This is a genomic window from Nocardioides sp. Root122, from assembly GCF_001425025.1.
GTDB lineage: Bacteria > Actinomycetota > Actinomycetes > Propionibacteriales > Nocardioidaceae > Nocardioides.
On sequence record NZ_LMDE01000015.1, the window covers coordinates 127,798 to 143,971 of the forward strand.

General features: G+C 73.1%; 15 protein-coding genes. 4 read left to right on the forward strand and 11 right to left on the reverse strand.

The window, feature by feature from the left end; all coding sequences use genetic code 11:
- Positions 1-18: 18 nt before the first annotated feature.
- The 3 genes from ASC64_RS20205 to ASC64_RS20215 form a co-directional block, all read right to left on the reverse strand.
- Complete coding sequence (locus ASC64_RS20205) at positions 19-954, reverse strand: hypothetical protein (protein ID WP_056909347.1); 936 nt, start codon at positions 952-954, stop codon at positions 19-21.
- A 159-nt stretch (positions 955-1,113) separates the two neighbouring features.
- Positions 1,114-2,586 carry a hypothetical protein gene (locus tag ASC64_RS20210; protein WP_056909348.1) on the reverse strand — a complete coding sequence of 491 codons (1,473 nt, stop codon included), beginning with the start codon at positions 2,584-2,586 and terminating at the stop codon, positions 1,114-1,116.
- A 164-nt stretch (positions 2,587-2,750) separates the two neighbouring features.
- Positions 2,751-3,128 carry a VOC family protein gene (locus ASC64_RS20215; protein WP_056909349.1) on the reverse strand — a complete coding sequence of 126 codons (378 nt, stop codon included), beginning with the start codon at positions 3,126-3,128 and terminating at the stop codon, positions 2,751-2,753.
- A gap of 137 nt (positions 3,129-3,265) precedes the next feature.
- On the opposite strand from ASC64_RS20215, the gene ASC64_RS20220 reads away from it, so the two are divergent.
- A complete protein-coding gene (locus ASC64_RS20220) occupies positions 3,266-4,354 on the forward strand; it encodes an alkene reductase (protein WP_056909350.1) in 1,089 nt (362 codons plus the stop codon).
- Here the strand turns inward: ASC64_RS20220 and ASC64_RS20225 are convergent.
- Positions 4,327-5,709, reverse strand: coding sequence for an MFS transporter (locus tag ASC64_RS20225; RefSeq protein ID WP_082550676.1), 1,383 nt, complete (start codon positions 5,707-5,709; stop codon positions 4,327-4,329). The genes ASC64_RS20220 and ASC64_RS20225 overlap by 28 nt on opposite strands.
- Positions 5,710-5,806: 97 nt before the next feature.
- Between ASC64_RS20225 and ASC64_RS20230 the strand changes: the two genes are divergently transcribed.
- The gene (locus ASC64_RS20230) at positions 5,807-6,841 is read left to right on the forward strand and encodes an LLM class flavin-dependent oxidoreductase (RefSeq protein WP_056909351.1); all 1,035 of its coding nucleotides are present in this window, start codon (positions 5,807-5,809) and stop codon (positions 6,839-6,841) included.
- On the opposite strand, the gene ASC64_RS20235 is transcribed toward ASC64_RS20230, so the two are convergent.
- Genes ASC64_RS20235 through ASC64_RS20245 form a run of 3 tightly spaced genes read right to left on the reverse strand, consistent with a single transcriptional unit; the run spans position 6,838 to position 9,955 of the window.
- A complete protein-coding gene (locus ASC64_RS20235) occupies positions 6,838-7,233 on the reverse strand; it encodes a low affinity iron permease family protein (protein ID WP_056909352.1) in 396 nt (131 codons plus the stop codon). The two genes, ASC64_RS20230 and ASC64_RS20235, sit on opposite strands and share 4 nt — an antisense overlap.
- A 38-nt stretch (positions 7,234-7,271) precedes the next feature.
- Positions 7,272-7,931: a response regulator gene (locus tag ASC64_RS20240; protein WP_235563851.1), complete on the reverse strand. Its 660-nt coding sequence runs from the start codon at positions 7,929-7,931 to the stop codon at positions 7,272-7,274.
- On the reverse strand, positions 7,928-9,955 hold the full coding sequence (locus ASC64_RS20245) for a sensor histidine kinase (RefSeq protein ID WP_056909353.1): 2,028 nt from the start codon (positions 9,953-9,955) through the stop codon (positions 7,928-7,930). The genes ASC64_RS20240 and ASC64_RS20245 overlap by 4 nt, the downstream gene beginning before the upstream one ends.
- A gap of 178 nt (positions 9,956-10,133) precedes the next feature.
- Here ASC64_RS20245 and ASC64_RS20250 point away from each other — a divergent pair, with 178 nt between their 5' ends.
- Positions 10,134-10,757 (forward strand): hypothetical protein, encoded by a 624-nt coding sequence (locus ASC64_RS20250; protein WP_056909354.1) that lies wholly within the window; start codon positions 10,134-10,136, stop codon positions 10,755-10,757.
- Between the two features lie 64 nt (positions 10,758-10,821).
- On the opposite strand, the gene ASC64_RS20255 is transcribed toward ASC64_RS20250, so the two are convergent.
- The 4 genes from ASC64_RS20255 to ASC64_RS20270 form a co-directional block, all read right to left on the reverse strand.
- A complete protein-coding gene (locus ASC64_RS20255) occupies positions 10,822-13,236 on the reverse strand; it encodes an ABC transporter permease (RefSeq protein WP_056909355.1) in 2,415 nt (804 codons plus the stop codon).
- Positions 13,236-13,982: an ABC transporter ATP-binding protein gene (locus ASC64_RS20260; protein WP_082550678.1), complete on the reverse strand. Its 747-nt coding sequence runs from the start codon at positions 13,980-13,982 to the stop codon at positions 13,236-13,238. Before ASC64_RS20260 ends, ASC64_RS20255 begins: the two co-directional genes overlap by 1 nt.
- A gap of 123 nt (positions 13,983-14,105) precedes the next feature.
- Positions 14,106-14,777, reverse strand: coding sequence for a response regulator (locus tag ASC64_RS20265; RefSeq protein WP_082550679.1), 672 nt, complete (start codon positions 14,775-14,777; stop codon positions 14,106-14,108).
- Positions 14,774-15,934: a sensor histidine kinase gene (locus ASC64_RS20270; protein WP_082550680.1), complete on the reverse strand. Its 1,161-nt coding sequence runs from the start codon at positions 15,932-15,934 to the stop codon at positions 14,774-14,776. The genes ASC64_RS20265 and ASC64_RS20270 overlap by 4 nt, the downstream gene beginning before the upstream one ends.
- Before the next feature lie 81 nt (positions 15,935-16,015).
- On the opposite strand from ASC64_RS20270, the gene ASC64_RS22585 reads away from it, so the two are divergent.
- The gene (locus ASC64_RS22585; RefSeq protein ID WP_200937926.1) at positions 16,016-16,174 is read left to right on the forward strand and encodes a hypothetical protein; all 159 of its coding nucleotides are present in this window, start codon (positions 16,016-16,018) and stop codon (positions 16,172-16,174) included.

Genomic DNA, 16,174 nt, shown 5'->3' on the forward strand with positions numbered 1-16,174 from the left:
CAGCAGGGCCCTAGTGGCTCACCTGCAGGAGATCGACTCGACCGAGGTTCCGTCGCTTCGGCCGAGGAGCGGTGCGCCGGCATAGAGCGGCCGGCCGACTTGACCGATCTGCTGCTCGGAGAACTCCCAGAACGTGTCAGGGACCCACACGATTCGCGCCGGGTCGTCCCACGGGAGGGGGCCGTTTCCACTGCCGTAGTTCGGATCGGATTGCCGCAGGGCTCGTATCTGCTGGTGGTCGACGACGCCGCCGCTGGAAGAAGTCGAGTACAGGCCCCCGGCGGGAGTGTTCACGAACAAGTACGCCCCGGTGAATGCCGGCCACTTCGAAGTGGGTGGAGCGAACTCATACCGGGGAACGACCGCAACGTCGGACAGGATGCTCTCCATCGGCACGGTTACCGCACTGCAGGCGGGGATGCCGTTCACCTCCACGAGGAGCATGTCGAGGCTGCGAGAGCCCGATATGTCGCCGACGAGCCACGTGCCTGTCGACATCAACGCGACCTTGGACCTGTTGTCGATCCGCAACTCGTCCTCGTCGACGTTCACCTGTATCCCGCTGACCACGCCCCAGTCCGACTGCCGCTGGTTGGCAGTCAGCTGTCGCTGGGCGATCTTGGCTTCCTTTGCCGCCGATCTGGCCTGGTCTTCAGCGGCGGCGGCCTCGGACTTGGAGATGCTCGCCTGATACGCGGCGATGATGCATGCAATGAAAGACGCAAGGCATACGACTGCTGCTATCCAGTTGGCCCGCTCAGCCGCGCCTTTCTCGCTACGACCCGACTCACTCGAGTCGTGAGACGGCGGCGGAGCCGAGGCCAGGCTAGATCGAATCGACGTGATGTCGCTCTCGACAGCGTCCAGCCTCTCGCGCAGCCGCGCTTGTGCCTGGAGCCGCTCAACTTCCTTGGCGCGTCCGATCGGCCACCACTTCCCCCACGGATCGGTCATGAACGGACGGTACATGCGAGGTAGTGCGGCCGCACTGGGTGGTGAATGGCGACCCGTGTCAGGGACCTCGAGCCCCGGCACTGTCGCGAATCCGTCAATGCCCAGCGGCGGTCAGACGCGGCGAGCTGGTGTCTCGTCGCCGGCTACGCCCCACCGACCTCAGGCCACATAGAGGTCGACGCCGGGTGGGGCGTCGAGGATCATCCGCGCGTGCTCGGGGTGGATGCGGTGGGTGCCGGTGTGGTCGACGAGGAAGCCCTGACCGTGGGGAGTGAGCCAGACGTAGCGGCCTTCGCCGCACTGGCGTGACTGGTAGCCCGCGTGCGTCTTCCAGCGGTGGTGTCGTCGGCCGAGGGGGCCGGAGTTGTGTGCGCCGGTCTGGTCCGGCGGGGGATCTCGACCATCGTCCCCGTGGTCGTATGGCGTCGGGTGGTCGAGGTCGACGTTGCGCCTGGTGGAGGAGGCGTAGGGCCAGTAGTCGCCGCCGGTGACGAGGTGGACCTGGTCGCGCAGGGTCTCGGGGTGCTCGTAGGCGGTGTAGCGGACCCTGGAGGAGAGGTCCTTGACGGGTTGGACCTTCACGTCGAAGCGGCGCAGGAGCTCGGCGAGCTGGGTCATGGTGACCGGGCCGAAGCCCTCGATGCGGGCGACGCCGGCAGCGCCGTTGAGGACGGCTTCGTGGAGGTGGACGTGGAGCACTGCCTTGGGTGCCAGGCGGTTGAGGTCGAGGTCGCGGAGCGCGTCGAGGAGGTCGGCGGGGAAGGCGTAGGCACGCGGACGGGATGGGGCATGCGGCTCGTCCGGGCCGTCGACGTCGGGCCCGAGGTCAGCCTCGAGGTCTGGCTCGGGCTCGGGCTCGGGCTCGGCGTGCTCGAGGAGCAGCGTGAGCAGCTCGGTGGGGCGGGCGAGCCAGCCGAAGGCGATGGCACGGAGCTCGTCGGGGTGCGCCTCGGGATGGCGCCGCGCGATGATCTCGCCCACGCGGTGGACGATGGCGTCGACGGCGGCCGCGTCGCCGGCCTCGAGGCGGGCGATGAGGGTGCGCAGGCCGTGCTCGTCGGTGCGACCGAGGCCGACGTAGCGGCGTCGGCGCTCGGCCTCGCAGCGCTCCTCGTGCAGCTCGGTGTCGGCCTCGATGACCTTGGCCGAGGCGACCTCGAGGACCCGGCCGATGCCTTCGGTGGCGATCATGCGCGAGACCGCGGCGTCGACCACGTGGACGTTGGCGGCCGGCAGGTGGCGGGAAAGCCTGGCCACGCGCCGAGCCACCCACGGCTCGCACTCACCGCGCCTGGTCACCGCCCAGGTCAGGGGCAGCCGGTGCTCGAGGTCGAGGACGTCGGCGAGCAAGTTGCTGGTCGCGGTCACGCCAGCACCACGGGCGAGGGCGATCTCGCCGAGGCAGAAGTCCTGCACGCCCGGCGTGCCCTCCCCGCCGACCTGGCGGAGCACGTTGCCCACGCGACGGGCGACCCGACCATCCGGGCCCTGGGTCGGGTCGGTCGAGTGGACCGCCGCCCAGGCGGACAGGAGCTCGAGCTTGCGCACCTCCGCCAACCGTGCGGCACGCTCGGCCTCGGTCGCCGCGGCCAGGATGGCCTCCGCGTCGAGGTCGTGGAGCGTGACTGTCATGGGTTCATTCTATGACGGGCCACCGACACTCTGACCTGCGAGAACGACACTGTGGACAACTGTTTTCGAACAGGCGAGTGATGCTCGGACGTGAGGCTCGATACGCCGCTCTCTGCACTCGCGAGCTGCTCGACCACCTGTGGGGACGCCGCCTGTCCGAGGGCTCAGGCGTCGGCCGACCGGTCGGGCAGCTGCTGGAGCGTCCAGCGGTTGCCGTCGGGGTCGCGGAGCTGGAGGAAACGGCCCCACGGCTGGTCGTCGATCCCGCTCGCCTCGATGCCGCGCGCCACCAGGTCGGCGTGGGCCGCATCGGCGTCGGCGACGACCGCCTGCAGGTTGTCGAGCGACCCTGGCGCCATCTCGGTCAGCCCACGTCCGATCGCGATCGAGCACGCGGAGCCCGGAGGGGTCAGCTGCACGAAGCGGACCTCCTCGCTGACCGTCTGGTCGTGATCGGCGTGGAAGCCGACCTTCTCGTAGAACGCCTTTGCCCGGTCGACGTCCGTCACGGGCACCATCACCAGCTCGAGCTTCATGTCCATGGTCGGACGGTAGGTCGGTATCAGGTCAGCGAGTGTCCGCTTGCGGGCTGTGAGTCATCTCTCGATGGGGAACATCGACGGCGCCGGGGCGGCTGAGGAGGTCGTACAGTCCTCAACCACTGGAGGCACTTCTCCTCATGTCCCACGCATTCGAGCCCCTCTCCGTCGGCCCCTGGACGCTCCCGCAGCGCTTCGTGATGGCACCGCTGACCCGGAACCGTGCCGGCGCGGGCAACGCCCCCACGAGCCTCAACGCGGAGTACTACGCGCAGCGGGCCGGCGCCGGGCTGCTGATCACGGAGGGCACCGCGCCGAGCCAGGTCGGGCAGGGCTACCTGAACGTCCCGGGCCTCTACACCGACGAGCAGGTCGCCGGCTGGCGTGCCGTCGCCGACGCGGTCCACGCCCGTGACGGTGTCATCGTCGCGCAGCTCATGCACGCCGGGCGGATCGCCCACGCCGACAACAAGGAGGGCGTCGAGACCGTCGCGCCGAGCGCCGTGCGGGCGCCCGGCGAGATGGTGACCGCCGACGGCACCAAGCCCCACGACGTGCCTCGCGCGGTGGAGACCGACGAGGTCGCCGGCCTGGTCGCCGACTTCGTCACCGCCGCGCGCAACGCCGTCGCCGCCGGTCTCGACGGGGTCGAGGTGCACGCCGCCAACGGCTACCTGCTGCACCAGTTCCTCGACCCGACCGTCAACCTGCGCGACGACGTCTACGGCGGCTCCCCGGAGAACCGGGCGCGCTTCGTCGTCGAGGTGGTCACCGCGGTTGCCGACGCGATCGGCGCCGAGCGGGTGGGACTCCGGCTCAGCCCCGGTCACCAGTTCAACGGCATCGGCGAGGAGATCGGTCCGGACCTCGAGGCGACGTACCGCGCCGTCGTCGACGCGGTGGCCCCGCTCGGCCTTGCGTACCTCAGCCTGCTCGCCAGCCCGCTCGAGCCGCTCGAGTCGTTGGTGCGTGACCTGCGCGAGCGCTTCGACGGCGTGGTCCTGCTCAACGACGGCTTCGGCGACGTCACCACGCTGGAGTCGGTCGAGGAGCTGCTGGCGACCGGCATCGCGGACGCGGTCGTGGTGGGACGCCCGTTCCTCGCGAACCCCGACCTGCCGGTGCGGTGGCGTGCGGGCGCCGAGCTCAACGAGCCCAACCCCGACACCTTCTACGGCGGAGGGGCCGAGGGCTACACCGACTACCCGACGCTCGACGAGGCCTCCTGACCCGCGCGCCGGCCCGCGACCACGCCGACGGCACCGATGGCCACGGCCAGCAGGTAGACGACCGGGAACGGGTCGGCGTCGGCGCGCACCGCAGCGGCGTACGCGATGCCGCTCACCGAGAGTGCCAGCGCGGCGCCCAGTGAGTCGGCGACCGTGAGGGCCGAGGAGTTGAATCCTCGGTCCTCGTCGGTCGCCGAGGCGAGCATCGAGACGCCGGTGCGGGGGTAGGCGAAGCCCATGCCGATGCTGGCGAACACGTAGGCCGCCACCGGCGCGGCCGCGGGCACGCCGGTGCCGTGGCCGCGCAGCCAGACCACCAGCGCGATGGCGGCGACGCCGACGAGCACCACGCTCGTGCCGAAGCGGAACGCCGTGCCGTGGGACACGCGCTCGCCGAGGCGCGACGAGGCCTGGCTGGACGATGCCCAGACCACGCCGACGAGGGTGAGGGCGATGCCGGCCTGGCCGGGGGAGAGCTCCCAGCGCTCCTGGAGGACGTAGACGATGTAGGCCTCGGCGCAGAAGAACGACGCCGCCAGCAGGCCCCGGGTCGCGATGACCGAGGGCAGCCCGCGCCCGCCGGTCAGCGTCCCCGCCGGGAGCAGCGGGCGCAGGCCGACGACCACGAGCACGAAGGCCACGGCCGCGGCGGCCAGGGTGAGGCCGGTGCCGGACCCGAGCAGCTCGAGGGCCAGCACCGCCGCGGCGGCGAGCACGGACCAGCCGAGACGTGCCCACGACGCGGGGCCGGGCGCCTCGGGCACCGGTTGCCGACCGGCGGTCGGGGTGACCAGCGCGGCCGCGACCGCGACGAGGGCGACGATGCCGAGGAACACCCAGCGCCAGCCGACCGTGGAGGCGACCAGCGCGGCCACGCCGGGGCCGAACAGCGCCGGCAGCACCCATGCCGCGGCGAACGCCGCGAAGATGGCGGCCTGCAGGCGCTGGGGGTAGACGAGCCCGACCAGCACGTAGGCCACCACCGTCAGCAGCCCGCCGCCCAGCCCCTGCACGATGCGGCCGAGGACGAAGACCTCCATGTCCGAGGCCGTCCCGCAGACCACCAGCCCCAGCGAGAACGTGACCAGCGAGGCCACCAGCGGCATCAGCGGACCGCGCCGGTCGGCCCAGATGCCGGCGGCGACCATGCCGACCACTCCGCTGGCGAAGGGCGCGGCGAAGGACAGCGCGTAGTAGTCGAAGCCGTCCAGGCTGCGCGCCACGGTGGGCATGATCGTGGTGACGGCCATCGACTCGAAGGCGGCGAAGGCGATCAGCGAGAACAGGCCGATCGTGGTCGCGGCGTAGGCCGGGGAGAGGATCCGCTCGCGCGGGTCACGGGTGCTCGTCGTCACGGCGACGACGGTAGGACCTCAGGTGGACATGAGGTCAACCGACATCCGACCAGCGGCCCGGTGGAATAAGGAGCGGTTCGGGGACGCTGGGCCGACAGTGACTGCTCTCTCCGTCCTGGACCTCGTCCCCGTCCGCAGCGACCAGACCACCGGCGACGCGATCGCAGCCTCCCGGAGCCTCGCGCAGGTCGCCGACGAGCTCGGCTACCGCCGCTACTGGGTCGCCGAGCACCACAACATGCCGGCCGTCGCGGCGACCAACCCGCCGGTCCTGATCGCGATGCTCGCCTCGGCGACCTCGCGGATCCGCGTCGGCTCGGGCGGCGTGATGCTGCCCAACCACGCGCCGCTGGTCGTGGCCGAGCAGTTCGCGCTGCTCGAGGCCGCGTTCCCCGGCCGGATCGACCTCGGCATCGGCCGGGCGCCCGGCACCGACCCGCTGACCAGGTACGTCCTGCGCGGCAGCAGTGCCGAGTCGGCGGACGAGGCCGTGACGAAGTTCCCCGACTACGTCGAGGACATCCGGACACTGATGAGCAGCGAGGGTGTCGAGCTCCAGATCGGGCCGCGACGCCAGCCGTTGCGCGCGACCCCGTCGGCCCGCTCGGTCGCCGACATGTGGCTGCTCGGGTCGTCGGACTACTCCGCGCGGCTCGCTGCCGAGAAGGGCCTGCCCTACGTCTTCGCCCACCACTTCTCGGGCGAGGGCACGGGCGTCGCCCTCGACCTCTACCGGTCGTCCTACCAGCCCTCCCCGGAGTACCCCGAGCCGCGGACGTTCCTCACCGTCAACGCCGTCGTCGCCGAGACGGAGGAGGAGGCCCGTCGGCAGGCGCTGCCCAACGCCCAGCAGATGATTGCGCTGCGCACCGGCTCGCCGCTGCACCCGCAGCGCCTCGTGGAGGAGGCCGAGGCGGTCGAGATGACGCCGGAGCAGCAGGCCTTCGGGAACGCGATGTCCGGGCGCTGGGTGGTCGGTGATCCCGACCAGGCGCGCAAGCAGGTCCAGGACCTGGCTGCGACGTACGACGTCGACGAGGTGATGGTGCACCCGGTCGCCGGCGCCCATGCGGGCACCGACGTCCAGGCGTCGCCGAACCGTGAGACCACGCTGCGGCTGCTCGCTGGCTAGTGGCGTTCCTCCAGGCCGACGGCCCTGCGGAGCTTGCCGACCGCCTCGTCGAGCTCGGGGTCGTCGGCGGCGCGTGAGTCCATCAGGGCCGCGAGCGCCTCGGCCAGGACGTTGAGCTTCTCCTGCGCGGCCTCCTCCGAGCGACGGCCGGCGTTCTCGAGCAGGACGAGGAGCAGCAGGGAGAGGATCGACGAGCCGGTGTGGAGCGCCAGCTCCCACTTCGTGGTGGTCTTCCAGAGCGGGTAGCTGACCGCCCAGGCCGCCAGCGCCACGAGGATGACTGCGAAGAAGGGCGCCCGGCTGACCTTCTCGTTGACGGCGTCCACGAAACGCTCGAAGGGGCCGGGCCGGTCGGCCTGCTCGCGGGACTCGGCGGCTCCGTTGCGCTCCATGGACCGAGGCTAGTGGTGCACGGTCCCTTCGTCAGTCGTCAGGCGTCGCGGCCCAGTCCGGCGTCGCGCGCGCGGACGATCACGTCGGCCCGGTCGGTGGCCTGCAGCTTGGCCAGGATGCTGGTGATGTTGTTGCGGATGGTCTTGGGGGAGAGGAACAGCTGCTGGGCGATCTGCGCGTTGTTGCGACCGGCGGCGATGAGGTCGAGCACCTCGGTCTCGCGTTCGGTGAGCTCGGGGAACGGGCGCTCGGGACGAGATGCCGGAGCGAGGACCTCGGCGATCCGCGCGGCCAGCGAGGCGCCGAAGACGACTCCGCCGCCGTGCACGGTCTGCACCGCGCGAACGATCTCCTCCTGCTCGGCACCCTTGCGGAGGTAGCCGCGGGCGCCGGCCCGGAGCGCGGCCAGGACCGTGCCGTCGTCCTCGCCCATGGTCAGGACCAGCACGCCGGTCCCCGGGCGGGCGGTCACGATGGCGCGGGTGGCGTCGATGCCGTTCATCACCGGCATCTGCACGTCCATGACCACCACGTCGGGGTGGTGCTGCTCGACCATCGACACGGCCTCCGCACCGTCGGCCGCCCGGGCGACCACCTCGATCCCGTCGAGCGGGTCGAGCAACGACGCCAGTCCGTCGCGGTAGACGGGGTGGTCGTCGACGATCAGCATCCGGATCGGCTCGGTCGGGTCGCTCACGGGGTGCTCCTCTCGGGCGCGGTGCCGCGACCGTACGGCAGCACGGCGTGCACCGTCGTGCCCCCGGTGTCCGGGCAGACGACCTCGCAGCGACCGCCGAGCTCCTCCGCACGCTCGCGCAGCGAGAGCAGCCCGACGCCGGCGGTGACGTCGGCGCCGATGCCGCGCCCGTCGTCGGCGACGGTGACGTCCAGGGCGGTGCCGCCCGCCACGAGGCGTACGTCGACCCGATCGGCGCCGGCGTGCTTGACAACGTTGGTCAGTGCCTCGGCGACGATCCGGTAGGCCGCCACCTCCACGGCCGCCGGCAGCCTGGTCGTGCCGTCGGCCGACACCGTCACGTCGAGCTCGGAGCGCACCCGGTCCGCCTGCTGGCGGACCGCCGCCTCCAGGCCGAGGTCGTCGAGCGCCGGTGGGCGCAGGTCGTGCACCAGGCGGCGTACGTCGTCGAGGGCGTCGCTGACCTCCGTGCGGGCCAGGCCCACGAGCTCGCGCGCCCGAGCGGGGTCGGTGTCGATGGCGTTGCCTGCCGCCTGCAGCCTGAGTGCGACGCCGCCGAGCGCCGGTCCGAGCCCGTCGTGCAGGTCCCGGCGGATCCGGCGCCGGTCGTCCTCGCGGCCCAGCACCAGCCGCTCGCGGCTCTCCTGCAGCTCGGTGGCCAGCAGCCGCGCGCGGATCGCCACGGCGGCCTGGCGCACGAGGTCGACCAGCAGGCCCTGGTCGCGGTGGGACAGCATCGAGCGGAAGCCCTGGGCGGGCAGCGCCAGCCTTCCCACGCGCTCGCCCTGGTAGGCGATGTCGATCTCCTGCACGTCAGCCGGGGGTCTGCCGTGCGAGGCGGAGAGCACTCCTCCGTCGGGCGTGAGCACGTCCACCCGGACGTGCCCGACCTTGAAGGTCTCGGCGACCGCTCCGGCGAGGGCGGGCAGCTGCTCGTCGACGGTGCCGGACGTCTCGAGCCGCGCGGCCAGCTGGGAGACCGCGCCGTAGCGGTCACCGCGCCGCCCCAGCAGCACCCGGCGCACGTGGTCCCCGAGCCACGAGCGCAGCGGTCCGTAGACGACGACCGCCAGCACCAGCACGACGAGGGTGACCCCGCGCTCGTCGAGCCGATCGCCCAGCACGGCCGTGCCCGTGGCCAGCACGGCGAGGTCGAGCACCACGACCGCCACGGCCACTGCCGCGGTCGTGAGGGTCCAGGCCACGAGGGCGTCGACGTCGCCCAGGTCGGGGCGGACCAGGCCGATGCCCAGCGACGCCGCGAGCGTGATGACCGCGACGTCCAGCAGGACGGTGGTGACGCCCCCGCTGACCGACAGCGTGGCCCCCGCGAGGACCAGCAGCACACACATGATCCCGGCCCACAGCAGCCAGCGGAGCTGGGTCCGCTGGCGGGCGTCGGCGTGGCGGTGCCGCACCCACAGGAGGGCGACGGCGACGGCGACCGACCCGAGCGTCAGCACCTGGCCGAGGTGCAGGAGGGCCTCGGCCGCGGCGTCCGTCACGGGAAGGGTGACGAGCTCGGTCGAGACCCCGGGCACGGGCGTCGTGTAGACGACGTCGTCCGGTGCGAGCACCAGCATCACCGGCAGGGCGAAGGACGCAGCCAGCGCCGCTGCCGACACGGGCCGCCAGCGGCCACCGAGCAGCCGCCCGGTCGGGTAGAGCAGCAGCAGCGCGGTCAGCCCCGACAGCAGCACCGCCCCGAACCTGGCCACGAACCAGAACGCGGCGTCGGTGCCCACCGAGTCGTGCGCGTAGCCGTGGGCCAGCCACCCGGACAGCGTCCCGTCGATCGACCAGACGACGGCGACGACGCCGAGCACCCGGCCGACGGCGTCACCCGGCCGCTCGCGCAGCACCCACGTCGCCGAGGCGGCCAGCACGAGCCCGGGCAAGGCCACGGGGAAGGCGAACCCGATGTCGGCGGCCGCCCGCTCGGCGTCGGTGTTCGTCGCGTCGAGCCAGGCCGAGGCGAGCAGCCCGGCGAGCGCCACGGTCAGCGGGACGTACGTACGGGTCACGCGAGCAGGATCACCGCGAAGGTGTCCCGTCGTCCCGGGACCGAGGTCCCCCTCCGACGGGACTGCACGAGGGGACCGGGGTCGGGACGACGCTCCCTGCCGGCCGGGTCGCCGGGAGCGCGAACCTCCTGGCATGCCGCAACCGCGGCGCCCACCTCATCGAACAGGAGTCACGACCGTGACGATCTCGCACTCTCCCGCTCCCGCCCGCTCGGACGTCGCCACCGCGGCTCCCGGCGCCGCGACGAGCCCCACCCGGCCCTTCCTGCTGCACGGCCGGGTGCTGACCGCCGGCGCCGTCGCCTGGTCCGCCTCGATCCTCGCCGTGGGCCAGGACCCGAGCGACACCGTGGGCCTGCTGGTCTTCGGACTCGGCTCCGGGCTCTTCCAGGTCGGCGTGCTGTTCCTGCTGCGTGTGCTCTGGCGGACGCAGGCGCTGGGCGCCGGCCGGATCGCCCGCGGGGTGATCCGCGCCGAGACCGTCGCGCTCAGCCTGGCGATCGCCTCCACGGTCGTCGACGCCGTCGGGGTCTCCGACCTCAGCCAGCCGGGGTGGCTCGCGCTCGACCTGTTCTGGCCGCTGTCGATGCTGGGCATGTTCCTCATCGGTGTCCGGCTCGCCGTCGCCGGACGCTGGTCGGGCCTGTCCCGCTTCTGGCCGATGGTCGCCGAGAGCTGGGCGGTCGTGACCGTCCCCGCGATGGGCATCTTCGGCGCGACCGTCGGGATGTGGGTCGGCGCGCTCCACCTCCTCGTCGGCTACGCCGTGCTCGGGATCCTGGTCAGCCGCAAGACCGACTGACCGGCCCACCGACCGACGCCCCGGACCTCTCCCCTGCGGAGGTCCGGGGCGTCTGTGTGTCTCCTCAGTCGAGCGCGAGCCCCGCGGCCGGCGTCACCCGCGCCGCCTTCCGCGCCGGTACGACGCACGCACCGAGACCGGCCAGCGCGGCGACCACTGCGACGGCGGCGACCTGCGCGACGGGGACGGTCATCCCCGCGTCGTCGACCACGGTGCCGATCAGCACCTCGACGCCGATCCAGGCGAAGGCGAGCCCCAGCGCGGTGCCGAGCACGGTCGCCACCCCGGAGAGCAGCAGCCCCTCGGCCGCCATCGCCCGGCGCAGCTGGCTGCGGGTCAGCCCCATCGCCCGCAGGAGCGCGTTCTCCCGTCCGCGCTCGAGCACGGAGAGCCCCAGTGTGTTCGCGATCCCGACCAGGGCGATCACGATCGCGATCGCCAGGAGACCGACGACCGCGCCGGTCATCACGTCGACCTGGAGGTTCACCCAGGCGCGGTTGCTGTAGCCGCCGTCGAGCCCGGCGCCGGAGGCACCGGCGAGGGCCGCGAGGTCGCCGCGGAGGTCCTCGGCGTCGGCCCCGTCGTCGGCACGCACCCACACGGCCGTCGGCTGCGGGGAGGAGTCGAGGGCGGCGAGCGTCGCGCCGGAGACGATCCCCGCGCGACCCCACCCGGACGACGGCTCGACGGGCAGCCTGTGCTCGTGGCCGCCGACGGTGACGGTCACCTCGCGGCCCTTCCACGCCTGGTGAGCCATCGCGCGGGGGAGCTCCTCGATGACGTCGTACGGCAGCACCAGCACGTCGTCGGCGGGCGCCAGGTCCTCGGTGCCGCGCACGACTCCCGGCCGCCGGTCGATCCCGACCAGCGGCACCTCGATCCGTCCGATCGTGGCCACGGTCCCGTCGAGCGCCGCCACCTCCGCGACTCCCTCGACAGCGCCGGCCCGCTCGGCGAGGTCGGCCGCCAGCGGGGCGTCGACGGCGGTGATCGTCGCATCGAGCGGGTACTCGTCGTCCATCTCGCGGTCGAGCTCGGTGCGGGTGGACGCCAGCCCGGTGAGCACGGCGGTGGTGAGGGTCACGCCGATGAGCAGCGACGCCGCGGTGGTCGCCGTACGCCGCGGGTTGCGCACGGCGTTGCCGGTGGCGAGCTGTCGCACCGGGCCGTCGCCGACGACGCGGCCCACCGCCCGGATCAGCGTGGGCACCAGGACGGGGCCCAGCAGCAGCACGCCGATGAAGGCGGCGCTGCCGCCGGCCAGCATCACGGGGACGGTGTGGGAGACCACGGAGACGGCGAGCAGTGCGGCGCCCCCGGCCAGGAAGAGCCCGGCGAACCCCAGCCGCCAGCGACCGACCGCGGAGCGTACGTCGACCCCGGTGTCGGGCCGCAGCGCTGCGAGCGGAGGCACCGTGGTCGCGCTCCGGGTGGGGAGCCAGGCAGCGAGCAGGGTGACGACCAGGCCGATGACGAAGGCTCCGCCCGTCCACAGCGGGTCGGGCGCGGCGCTGCCCATGTCGGCGTGCCAGTGCCGGACGAGTGCGACCAGGCCGTAGCCGAGCGCGGCGCCGACGGCGACGCCGAGCGCGGACGCCGCCAGCCCGAGGGCGAGCGCCTCGAGCCGCACGGCCCGGCGCAGCTGCCGGCGGGTGACGCCGACGCAGCGCAGCAGCGCGAAGTCACGCATCCGCTGGGCGAAGAGGATCGCGAAGGTGTTGGCGATGACCATCACACCGACGAAGAGCGCGATGAAGACGAAGATCAGCGCCATGATCGCGAGCACGTCGACGCCGCGCGAGATCTCGGCCTGACGGGCCGCGACCCAGTCGTCGGCGGACTCGACGGTCGCGCCCGGGACGATGTCGGTGGCCAGCTCGGGCGCGCCGCCCCAGGCCACGGCGTCGACCCACAGCGTTCCGCGGAAACCTTCGAGCACCTGCCACGGCACGTAGAGCGACGCGCCCATGGCGGCGGGGCTGTCGACGAGCCCGACCACCTCGACGTCGGTCGCGGCGTCGCCGGTGCCGATGCGCAGCACGTCGCCGATGGCCACGTCGGTGCTCTTCGCGGCGTTCACGTCGGCGACGGCCTCGCCCGGTGCCGTCGGGAACCTGCCCTCCTGCAGGTCCTGCCACTGCAGGGCGGGCTCGAGGGAGACCTCGGAGATGTCCGCGGAGGCGGCGACCTGCACGCCGTCGCGGCTCACGGTCTCCATGGCGTAGCCCAACGACAGTGCAGGGATCCCGCGCTCGGCACCGGCGTCGAGGAGGTTGCTCGCAGCCTTCGCGTCGTCGACGGTGACGACGTGGTCGACCGCGGCGACGGGCGCGCCGACGTCGGCGGTCAGGCCCTCGCGGGTCGCGCCGGTGAGCATGCCGGTGACCACGACGAAGGCCACGCCGATGACCACGGCGAGCGCCGCGGCGACGTACCTGCGTGTGTGGTGGCGCAACGACGCCAGCAGCACCCCGCGCATCAGGCGCTCCGCCCGCGGAGCGCGGCGACGAGCTCGTCCTGGCTGGGGTCGGTCAGGTGCGCGCTGACGGCGCCGTCGTGGATGACCACCACGTCGTCGGCGTACGTCGCTGCCTCGAGCTCGTGGGTGACCATGACGACGGTCATGCCGAGCTCGCGGACCGACCGGCGGAGGTGGCCGAGGACCTCGGCGCCGGCCTCGCTGTCGAGGTTGCCGGTCGGCTCGTCGGCGAAGACGATGTCGGGCTGGGTGACCAGCGCGCGGGCGATGGCGACCCGCTGCTGCTGCCCGCCCGAGAGCTGGCTGGGCAGGTGGCCGAGGCGGTCGGCGAGGCCGAGCACGCCGACGACCTGGTCGTAGCGCGCCCGGTCGACGGCGCGCCCGGCGAGCTCGAGCGGGAGCAGGATGTTCTGCCCGGCGGTGAGCATCGGGAGCAGGTTGAAGGCCTGGAAGACGAAGCCGATGTGCTCGCGGCGGAAGAGGGTGAGGGCGGTGTCGTCGAGACCGGCGAGGTCGCGTCCGGCCACCGTGACCGTGCCTGCGGTGGCTGCGTCGAGGCCGGCCAGGCAGTGCATGAGGGTGGACTTGCCGGACCCGCTCGGGCCCATGATCGCGGTGAAGCGGCCGGCGGGCAGGTCGAGGTCGATGCCGCGCAGCGCGTGGACGGCGCTGTCGCCGTCGCCGTAGGTGCGGGTGAGGCCGCGCGCGCTGGCGGCCGTCGTCTGGTGGGTGAGTGTCGTCGTCATGGGGACAACGCTCGTCGGGATCGGCCCCGCGATCGTCCGCCCCGGGCACGGACTGGAGGTCGGTCCGGGGGCGGACGATCGCTCGTCGTCGTACGACCCGGGGAGGACCTGCCGGCCGTCGGCCTAGGGGACGACGAGCCCGGCCTCGTAGCCGAGCACGACGAGCTGGACCCGGTCGCGGGAGCCGGTCTTGGCAAGCACCCGGCCGACGTGGGTCTTGACGGTGGTCTCGGCGACGACCAGCTCGGTGGCGATCTCGGTGTTGGTCAGGCCGCGGGCGATGAGGGTGAGCACCTCGACCTCGCGCTCGGTGAGCAGGGCCAGCCGGTCGTCGGCGGCTGCGGGGGAGCCGGGGTCGGGCAGCGCCGCGAAGTGGTCGAGCAGCCGTCGGGTGGTGCTCGGCGCGACGACGGCGTCGCCGGCCTGCACGGCCCGGATCGCGGCCAGCAGGTCGGGCGGGGCGGCGTCCTTGAGGAGGAAGGCCGAGGCGCCGGCGCGGATCGCGGCGAAGGCGTACTCGTCGAGGTCGAAGGTGGTCAGCACGATCACCCGCGGTGGCGTGGGTCCGGCCAGCAACCGCCGCGTGGTCTCCACGCCGTCGAGGCGCGGCATGCGGACGTCCATCAGCACGACGTCGGCGCTCGTCACGGCCAGGCGCTCGAGGGCCTCGCCCCCGTCGCCGGCCTCGCCGACCACGACCATGTCGTCCTGGCTCTCGACGAGCATCCGGAAGCCGGCGCGCACCATCTGCTGGTCGTCGACGAGGAAGACCCGGACCGGTTCCGACGCGCTCACAGCGGCAGCCTCGCAGACACCACGAACCCGCCGCCGGTCGCCGGTCCGGCCGCCAGCGTCCCGCCGTGCACGGCCGCGCGCTCGCGCATGCCGACCAGCCCGAGCCCGTGGCCGTCGGACGGGGCGGCCGCCCCGCGCCCGTCGTCGCGCACCTCGACCTCCACCGCGCGCCCGACCGAGACCCGTACGGACGCGGTCGCGGCAGGCCCGGCGTGCTTGCGCACGTTGGTCAGCGCCTCCTGCACGATCCGGTACGCCGCCAGCCCGACGCCGTCGGCCACGTCCGTCGGTGCCTGGGGCAGGTCGGCCACGACGCGGGCCCCGGCGGCGCGCGCCTCGTCCACCAGGTGGCGTACGTCGTCGAGGCCGGGCTGCGGCGCCACGCCGGTGTCGCCGTCGCGCAGCAGCCCCAGCAGCCGTCGCATCTCGGTGAGCGCCTCGCGGCCGGTCGTCGAGATCGTCGCGAGGGTGTCGACCGCGACGTCCGGGTCCTTGGCCGCGGCGTAGCGGGCGCCGTCGGCCTGGACCACGATCACCGACAAGCCGTGGGCCACCACGTCGTGCATCTCCCGGGCGATCCGCGACCGCTCGTCGCGGGCGGCCAGCTCCACCTCGCGCTCGGCCATCCGCTCGGCCTGCTCCGCGCGCGCGACCAGCGAGTCGACGTACTTCTCCCGCGACTGGGCGGCGGAGCCCAGCGCCCACGCGGCCGTGACGATCGCGCTGATGGTGACGCCGTAGGGGGCGAGGTTGCCGGCGGTGATCTCCCCGGCACCGAAGCCGACCAGCCAGCGGGTCGCGGCGACCACGGCGCCGGCGTAGCCGACGAGGAGGGCCGCGACGCCCTGCCAGCGCGGTGCGCAGCGCGCCACGGACCAGACGGCGACGGGGAACGCGAGCTGCCCGACGGTCGGCTCGTCCACCGCGACGGCCTGCATGGCACTGATCGCCGCCACGGCCAGGAACACCGGCCAGGCGTGGTGCCGGCGCCACAACAGCGGCACCACCTCGGCCACGGAGAAGAGCGCGGAGGCCGGCTGGCCGGCGAGGACGTGACCCACGGCGAGCAGCAGCAGCCCGGCGACCAGCAGGCGGTCGAACCACCGCTGGCTGCGGGGCCCGAGACGCCACGGGTGCTGGTCCATCCTCGTCGGCATGGTGCGGACGATAGACGGCTGCGTCCGGTCGCACGTCCGCCCACGGGAGGACCCCCGTCCGCCCCGAGTAGGGTGCGAGCCATGACGAAGTGGGAATACCAGGTGGCGCCGATTCCGCTCCACAACGAAGCGCTCATGCTCAACAACTTCGGCCAGGACGGCTGGGAGCTGGTGGCGATCCACACCAACGCCCAGGGTGGTCTGGTCGCCTTCCTCAAGCGTCCCGGACAGGGGGCCTGA

Coding starts and splice junctions, on each gene's coding strand:
- ASC64_RS20205 (WP_056909347.1), bottom strand. CDS start 954: ATGACCGATCCGTGGGGGAAGTGGTGGCCGATCGGACGCGCCAAGGAA.
- ASC64_RS20210 (WP_056909348.1), bottom strand. CDS start 2,586: ATGACAGTCACGCTCCACGACCTCGACGCGGAGGCCATCCTGGCCGCG.
- ASC64_RS20215 (WP_056909349.1), bottom strand. CDS start 3,128: ATGGACATGAAGCTCGAGCTGGTGATGGTGCCCGTGACGGACGTCGAC.
- ASC64_RS20220 (WP_056909350.1), top strand. CDS start 3,266: ATGTCCCACGCATTCGAGCCCCTCTCCGTCGGCCCCTGGACGCTCCCG.
- ASC64_RS20235 (WP_056909352.1), bottom strand. CDS start 7,233: ATGGAGCGCAACGGAGCCGCCGAGTCCCGCGAGCAGGCCGACCGGCCC.
- ASC64_RS20255 (WP_056909355.1), bottom strand. CDS start 13,236: ATGCGCGGGGTGCTGCTGGCGTCGTTGCGCCACCACACACGCAGGTAC.
- ASC64_RS20260 (WP_082550678.1), bottom strand. CDS start 13,982: ATGACGACGACACTCACCCACCAGACGACGGCCGCCAGCGCGCGCGGC.
- ASC64_RS20270 (WP_082550680.1), bottom strand. CDS start 15,934: ATGCCGACGAGGATGGACCAGCACCCGTGGCGTCTCGGGCCCCGCAGC.
- ASC64_RS22585 (WP_200937926.1), top strand. CDS start 16,016: ATGACGAAGTGGGAATACCAGGTGGCGCCGATTCCGCTCCACAACGAA.